The sequence below is a fragment of the Rhizobacter sp. P2_D12 genome, assembly GCF_056404395.1.
In genome coordinates this window covers 74201-80836 of the sequence record NZ_JBFUEB010000016.1, presented here as the reverse complement: position 1 = coordinate 80836, position 6636 = coordinate 74201, and the positions used below count along the sequence as shown (strand labels likewise).

5 protein-coding genes and 2 pseudogenes are annotated in these 6636 nt (G+C 59.9%); 3 read left to right on the top strand and 4 right to left on the bottom strand.

The window, feature by feature from the left end:
- The 3 genes from AC1DYN_RS07805 to AC1DYN_RS07795 form a co-directional block, all read right to left on the bottom strand.
- The coding region (locus AC1DYN_RS07805; protein WP_477958554.1) for a TfuA-like protein at positions 1 to 882 on the bottom strand (882 nt) is incomplete at its 3' end.
- Positions 879 to 2057 carry a YcaO-like family protein gene (locus tag AC1DYN_RS07800; RefSeq protein ID WP_477958553.1) on the bottom strand — a complete coding sequence of 393 codons (1179 nt, stop codon included), beginning with the start codon at positions 2055 to 2057 and terminating at the stop codon, positions 879 to 881. The genes AC1DYN_RS07800 and AC1DYN_RS07805, both read right to left, overlap by 4 nt.
- Positions 2058 to 2342: 285 nt before the next feature.
- Positions 2343 to 2531: a hypothetical protein gene (locus AC1DYN_RS07795; protein WP_477868440.1), complete on the bottom strand. Its 189-nt coding sequence runs from the start codon at positions 2529 to 2531 to the stop codon at positions 2343 to 2345.
- A gap of 1477 nt (positions 2532 to 4008) precedes the next feature.
- Here AC1DYN_RS07795 and AC1DYN_RS07790 point away from each other — a divergent pair.
- From AC1DYN_RS07790 to AC1DYN_RS07780, 3 genes and pseudogenes are all read left to right on the top strand, one after another.
- The gene (locus AC1DYN_RS07790; protein WP_477868438.1) at positions 4009 to 4254 is read left to right on the top strand and encodes a hypothetical protein; all 246 of its coding nucleotides are present in this window, start codon (positions 4009 to 4011) and stop codon (positions 4252 to 4254) included.
- 229 nt (positions 4255 to 4483) lie between these two features.
- Positions 4484 to 4657 (top strand): annotated as a pseudogene (locus AC1DYN_RS07785) (IS66 family transposase); the annotation flags it as partial.
- 147 nt (positions 4658 to 4804) lie between these two features.
- Positions 4805 to 5006, top strand: a pseudogene (locus tag AC1DYN_RS07780) (IS66 family transposase); the annotation flags it as partial.
- 798 nt (positions 5007 to 5804) lie between these two features.
- Here the strand turns inward: AC1DYN_RS07780 and AC1DYN_RS07775 are convergent.
- Positions 5805 to 6623, bottom strand: a complete 819-nt coding sequence (locus AC1DYN_RS07775) for a symmetrical bis(5'-nucleosyl)-tetraphosphatase (protein WP_477958552.1) — start codon at positions 6621 to 6623, stop codon at positions 5805 to 5807.
- Positions 6624 to 6636: the final 13 nt, after the last annotated feature.

The window sequence follows — 6636 nt, the reverse complement described above, 5'->3', positions numbered from 1 at the left end:
GTGCCAAGGCATGTTGGAAAGGCAGAGCATGCGAGAAGTGATGCTCGCAATCAAATAAAGACGCGGCCAGCATCTGAGTACTCTTGAGTCGACATACTCCGATGAGGCTTCTGCTTGGTCGGGTACTAGGGGCCGCCCGCTTGCAACAAGGCGGCCGATCAACCGTCGTACTCCACTCGTCAATAGGGGCAATTGCGCCTCAGTATCGTCCGAGACCTTCGGCGCCTCAAGCAGTTCTTGTACTCCTGCGATGTGCGAAATAAGTTTCTGTGCGTCGAGCCTCTTAATACTCGGGCCGCGGAGCGCGTCGAGGATTCGTTCTCGGCAGACAGGAGGGACTCCACACGCGTCCATGTCTTGGTCAAGAGTCCTTTGAACGCGAGTGGGATAGAATCTTTGGCGATGAAGATCAAGGACGGAACGCGCTTGCGCAGAAGTTAGGTCGCCTCTCTCCATTGCCTGTTCGAAGGCAAACCTCACGTCCACTAGAGCGTAGGAGAGACTTTTGTAGTTCAGTGCTCGCGGCCCGTGAACCAATGCAACCTCATCATCGGCCTCAATAACACCGTCTCGGTACCACTCGAAGACTTTTCCAACGCCGATCATGCCTTCGCTGTGGAGTTCAGCGGCTCGTAGCGCCCCCATGCTGGAGCAACCGTAGATGGAGATTCCTTTCGATATGGCAAGCAAAATCTCCTTGTGCCAAACGCTTGGTTCCGATCCAAATAAGCCGTCAATTATTGCTATATATTTTGGTCGCATTGAAATCGCGATCAATATATCTCCGCATCTGACGGGAGGCGCTAGCTGTACCCGGTCGAGACCAATCAAGTCGACTGCGACATCCATGCTGGGGCCGGCAAAGACGATTCCATTGATCATGAGTCATGCCTCATTCCTGGGATGAAGCATCGCACGACATAGAATGGGGGGGCAGCTCGATGCGCATATGCCACACAGGTGGGAAACCCCGAGTCTCTGAGCCGACTTAACAAAAATTCGATCGGATTGCTAAGCCATGACGCCAGAGTATTAGCGTCTGTGGGAGAAAACTCTCTTGTCGAAGAGGATTCAGTTCGCGATCTGGGAATAAAATAGTCCTCATGTAGATTGTCGTCCCGCGCGCCAGAAATCATTGTTAAGCGGCTCTGAGCGGCTTCAGTAATTGCACGCCCCACGGCGATCTCGGAAGATACATGCAATCCTCTGCCCGTGTAAGGTCGCGCTGGCATCAGGGGGTCGTTGGGATTCGTAATTTCGGCGACATAGCAAGGTAACCCCAGCGAAGCTTCCGCCAAGTGGAAGACTGTTAGCTCCATATTTGCGCCCTGTATGCGAGCGACAAGTTGGCGCGCATCGCTGCCAAGAGATGCCAAGGCGACGCCGGTGTCGGCTCGATATGAGGGCGACTGAGCTATCCAATAGCTGAACGCATGCCGCTCTATAAGCTCAAAGACACTATGGCTGAACGCCTCGGAGAAGTCGTTGCCAGAGGCGAGCCCGTTCGTCGTCACTTCGTAGTGCGCGGTTTCACTGTCCCAGCGTGTGGAATCCAGTGAGAGCATTAGCTCGGGAATAAGCACGGATGTCCGGCTGTGCATCTCCAAGCCACGGTACCAAGACCGCAGGCTATCTGTGTTCCACACCACGTTCGTCCCGTTGAGCGGGTCCAATTCGGCCGGCGTAGCCATTGCGAGCCCTAGACGCTGCACCTCATTCGCAGATGCAACTTGATCTGGTGTTGCCAAGTGCTCTGCATGATGGATCTCAATCGACTCGAGGAGTGCTGACACCTTGGCGGCTTCGAGCGAGGTACCCTTGCCCTGCGACACCGATAGGCTCTTCGCGCGGGGGCGCACTGCCAACGCAACTGCGATGCCGATGGAGTCAAGCCCGGTTACATCAGCTACCCGAGTCACACCGAAGGATGCGGCGAGCGGCAAGATGGCGCGCAGCGTCTCCTCGGGGGATTTCCGCCGAATGCAACTCCCATAGTTCACCCAACTGCCGCCAATGGACTCAGTGAGATCACGCTCACGAATGGTTTCAATACTCATACGGGCAACCAGCAATAGAGGTGGTGATTGAGTTCGACACTCGCTCGCACTCAACTCCGAACCGACTGCGTCCCACTTGGCATCGCGAGCGTGGGAGCGCTTCCAATTCTTAGTCGTGAAGCTGCACGATCAATACGCGTAAAAAAAGATGCAAGCGGGACAGCCTCAGGGCTGGACTCAATGCCTTGCCCAATTGGATGCCATCGGCCGACCCCAGCCCACTCGTATCCAGCCATCCAACATCGCAGAGACCATGTGGGCCTCTGCGATGGAAACAACCTCTACTTACGCAGCGATAGCTTGCTTATCGCTCTGCTCCGCCTCGACAGCGAAAAGCTGCTCCAGGTCGATCTCTTTCAGAAACTCCTCGCTGGCCTTCTCGCAAGACGCGAGAAGAACTCCTCGGTCAAGCAGGCCAATACCGGTCAGCATGTTGTTGCTTGAAGTGTGGGCGACAACGTCGATGATTTGCATCAATTTCTCCATGATGAACAACGTAGAAATGCGATGGCGGATCTGCCATTGCGAGAGGCATTTGACGTTGCCAATTGCTCAATGTCAAGCGCAATGCGAGCACTCTAGACACAATTGATGATGGCAATTCAGCAGGATGGCGGGCGATTGCGGCGGGCAATTCGAGGCCTGCCCCGGCAATGGGCATTTGATGATTAATTGCGTCAGGATATGTCAATGTGCTTCGCGGCAATTGACAACTGTCGCCGCAAGAACGGGTGACGTCTTGTGTCGTGGCCGCAGCCTTTTCATGCCGATAGCAGCGCGAGGGCATCGTTGATTGAGAACCAAGACATTGTTGCGAGCAAATTCGCGGCAAGTGCTTGCTAGAAGAGCCGACCAGCGGAGACAGGAGGGCCAGCTCTAACGTGAGCTACCACGAAAAGCTAGACACGTCGAACAAGGCCATAGTCGATCTGCTGTGGACAAGCCGCACAATCGCTCCGTGGTCCTCTAGGACTGAGCGCTGCCCAATCGCTCGAGGGTGGTCCCGACGAACTCTCTCCGCGGAACCGACACCGCAGGACGTTGAGAACGAGCGTCTCTTGGCCCAAAGAATCGCCCGTAAGCATAGTGCTGGATGCACGCCCGGATGACGCCAGACGATCGGCTCGGGGATCTACGTCGAGAGGGCAATACGAGGACGGTCATCGCCGCCAACGCAGTGGGGCCCAAACGATCGAATGCCTCGATTGTTGGGTCGGGCTTGAGCCCGCAATATGCCCTTGACAGCTGCCGAGTGCCCAATGAGGCAGGTCGCCTCGAGCCCGGCCAGCGCTCCACTAACGTGGCAGGCGGAATGCAATGTCCTGCTGGAAGGTTAGGCCACCCACGAGAGGCCGCTCCTTCGCCGCAAATTCGCGTGCTCGCTGTCGCGTCATTGCGTCTTGCACGCGAAGACAGCTCCGCCCCACTTGTACGTACTGAATCGTTCAAACCCGCTCCCAATGTTGGTTTGATGTTCTTACTTATGCGGATCAGTTTAGCTGAGAGCTGATCCGCGTCAATCACCGACTAAATTAGAGGGGCACTGCAACCCAATGCGTTGCCAAGGCTCTGTTGTCCGAGCTCTTCAGCGGTGTGGTGAGCAGAGTGAAGTCAGAGGCATTGGCCTTGCATAGCCAGCCATGCGGGACGTTCGGTTGGCACGTGGAACCGCTGTATCGAGAGCTCCTAGTGTGGCGCGGCAATCTGTTGCCTACCTATCTGAAGACGACCGCCAAGGAAGCCACGGCGCGAGAGACCTTGGCCGGATGTCCTATTGGACGAGGCAGTTCAGATGAAGGCTTGGGGTGAGCGTTGCGCTCGGCGATGTAAAAGTTGATCGCCAGCTCCTGTTCAGTCACGTTGGTGAAGCTGTCACGCCTGATTCGTCGTTCGAAGATGTGGCGAAGAACGGCTCGACCATGTTCAGCCACGACGTGCTGGTGGGCGTGAATTGCGTGAGGTACGTATTGAAGCGACGCGGCTTGGCCAGGCTCGGCGCGTGCACAGTGACTCGGGGAGCACCGGCGTCGCCAAGCGAGAGGAGATCATCAAGATGCAGACTGACGGGCGCATCAGCGGTGACATCGCCTGGCTGATCGCGGCCAAGCGCAGAGCGATCGCCGCGATGACCAACGGCGTGCACGAGCGCCAGGCGGTGCTGCTGAGCACAAGAAAGCGCAGATCCGTGCCCGCGTAGCGCACCCTTTCCACATCGTGATGAATCTGTTTGGCCGCAAGAAGGTCGGCTGCGGCGGGCTGGCCAAGAACCGGGGGCTCATGTACAGCCTGTTCGCGCTGGCCAACCATCGTGATGGCTAAGAGGCCGCTGTTGGGGTCTGCCGGGCTCTGTGCGCCCTGATGGTTGAGGACGAGCTCGTCACCCACTTGGAACCAGTGAAAGGTGACTCTCCGCGTCCACAACGGTGGCCGCCGAGATCTCGGCGGTGCTGCAAACCTGGCTGACGCTGCATCGGCAGAAAGTGCCCGCGGGGTCAGCGACAGCCAAGGCGATCGACTACAGCCTGGGACGGTGGACGGCGCTGACGTGCGACGGCACGCTGCYGGCGGACAACAACTGGGCAGAGAACCGCTTACGGCCGAGGCTGTGTGAAAACTCGCCGCGTTGAAGGTGGTCACCGAAATCGACCTCTCAGATCGCGCTGTATTCGACGATCGACCTTAAGGTAGGGGTGAGAAGACCCCCGAAATGCTTCGAGTCTCGAGTTTTCACACAGCCTCGGCCGATTGCGCTTGGGCGCAACGACTGGCCGTTCGCCGGGAGCCTGCGCCCGGGAAAGCGGGCTGCGGCCGCGATGAGCTTGGTCCTGCCGGCTCGGCTCAACGGGCGTGGGTTACCTGAAGGACGTTCTGGAACGCCTGCCGGCAGCTTCCGCGCATCGGGTCGCAGACCTGTTGCCGCGTCGCTGGTCGGCGACCGCAGTGACCTGAGTTCGGTCGTGACGAGATTGCCGGACTCGTACATTTTTCTAACCGAACTCTGCGGTCAGTCGAACGTCGCCAACACGGCCAACCATCGAGATGAAATGCAGCGCCGTCTCTCAGCGGCACGATGCAAGCCTACAGAAGGCAATCTCCGGGACTGCCGAGGCGGCGATCTCTGCACGTCGTGGCTTCCGACCCGGGACTCCACCTGCAGCGGGTGCATGATTCGCTTTAAGCCTCAACGTCCGCAAAAAATGGCACCAACTGTTTGCGACGGCTATCGTCAAATTGATGTCAATACGTACTGACTATACGGTGTGCTGTGACCACCTATCCGAACGTTGCGGACTCATGTCGACTGCCAGGAAGCCGGGCAGTGGAAGCGTGGGCGCTCGACGCGCGTCCTCGGGGCCTCTCAGCAAGCGACCAACTGTGCTGGCGCCCGGTACGTCCGGAGAGGGGCTGGGGTGCCGCAAGGCGTCTAAGGGCGGTCGCACTGCCGCTACTTGATTGCCAGGTGGTTGAATGAACTGGGAGTCGGGACGGGTTACTCCGACTGCAGACGCACTACCGGCAGGCGGCTCAAGCCGTACGGGCTGCTCAAGCCGGCCACGCAAATGGCCCGCGCTACGTGCCTCGAACCGACGACTTGAGCGTGGCCGACATCCCCAATTGGATGCACAACTTGATGGTTCAGATAAGAACCCACGGACAGTTGCCCGTCGCCGGTTTTCAAGACCGGTGCCTTAAACCGCTCGGCCACGCTTCCTCGGAGAAGGCCGGAATTGTAGTCCGGCCACCGCGTCAACCGGGCTTCTGCGCCTGCTCGCACTCCACCTGCACCACCTCCGGCGTGGCCTCGAGCCGCACCGCCGTCAGCCGCCCGCCCCACACGCAGCCGGTGTCCAGCGCCATCAGGTCCGCCCGCAATGTCAGCCCGAGCGTCGACCAGTGCCCGAAGGCGATCGGCACCCCGGCCGTCTGCCGCCCCGGCGCCTCGAACCACGGGAACAACCCCGGCGGGGTCGCATCGGCGCCCTCGTTGCTCGACATGTCCAGCGTGCCGTCTGCGGCGACGAAGCGGATGCGCGTCAGCACGTTGACCGCAAAGCGCAGCCGGTCCGCTCCCTGCAACCCCGGCGTCCAACGCGCCGGCTCGTTGCCGTACATCACCTGCAAGAAGTCCACCAGCCCGTCGCTGCGCAACCGCGCCTCCACCTCGCCGGCCAGCGCCAGCGTGGTCGCCAGGTCCCATTGCGGCGCCACGCCGGCGTGCACCATCAGCCAGCCATGCGCATGCACGGCCATGCGCTGCTGCCGCAGCCAGTCGAGCAGGGCCGGCCGGTCCGGCGCCGCCAGCACCTCGTCCAGCGTGTCGCGCCGGCCCGGCTTGCGCACCCCGTGCGCCACCGCCAGCAGGTGCAGGTCGTGGTTGCCCAGCAGGCAGGTGGCCGAATCCCCCAGCTGCCGCAGCCGGCGCAGTGTGCGCAGCGACGCCGGGCCGCGGTTCACCAGGTCGCCCAGCACGTAGGCATGGTCGCGCGACGGCGAGAAATCGATCTTCTCGAGCAGGCGCTCCAGCGGGTCGCAGCAGCCCTGCAGGTCGCCGATCAGGTAGTTCATGGCCCGGATTCTG

Bases quoted from the DNA above. Each gene is read 5' to 3' on its own strand.
- AC1DYN_RS07800 (WP_477958553.1), bottom strand. From the start codon at position 2,057: ATGAGTATTGAAACCATTCGTGAGCGTGATCTCACTGAGTCCATTGGC.
- AC1DYN_RS07795 (WP_477868440.1), bottom strand. From the start codon at position 2,531: ATGCAAATCATCGACGTTGTCGCCCACACTTCAAGCAACAACATGCTG.
- AC1DYN_RS07775 (WP_477958552.1), bottom strand. From the start codon at position 6,623: ATGAACTACCTGATCGGCGACCTGCAGGGCTGCTGCGACCCGCTGGAG.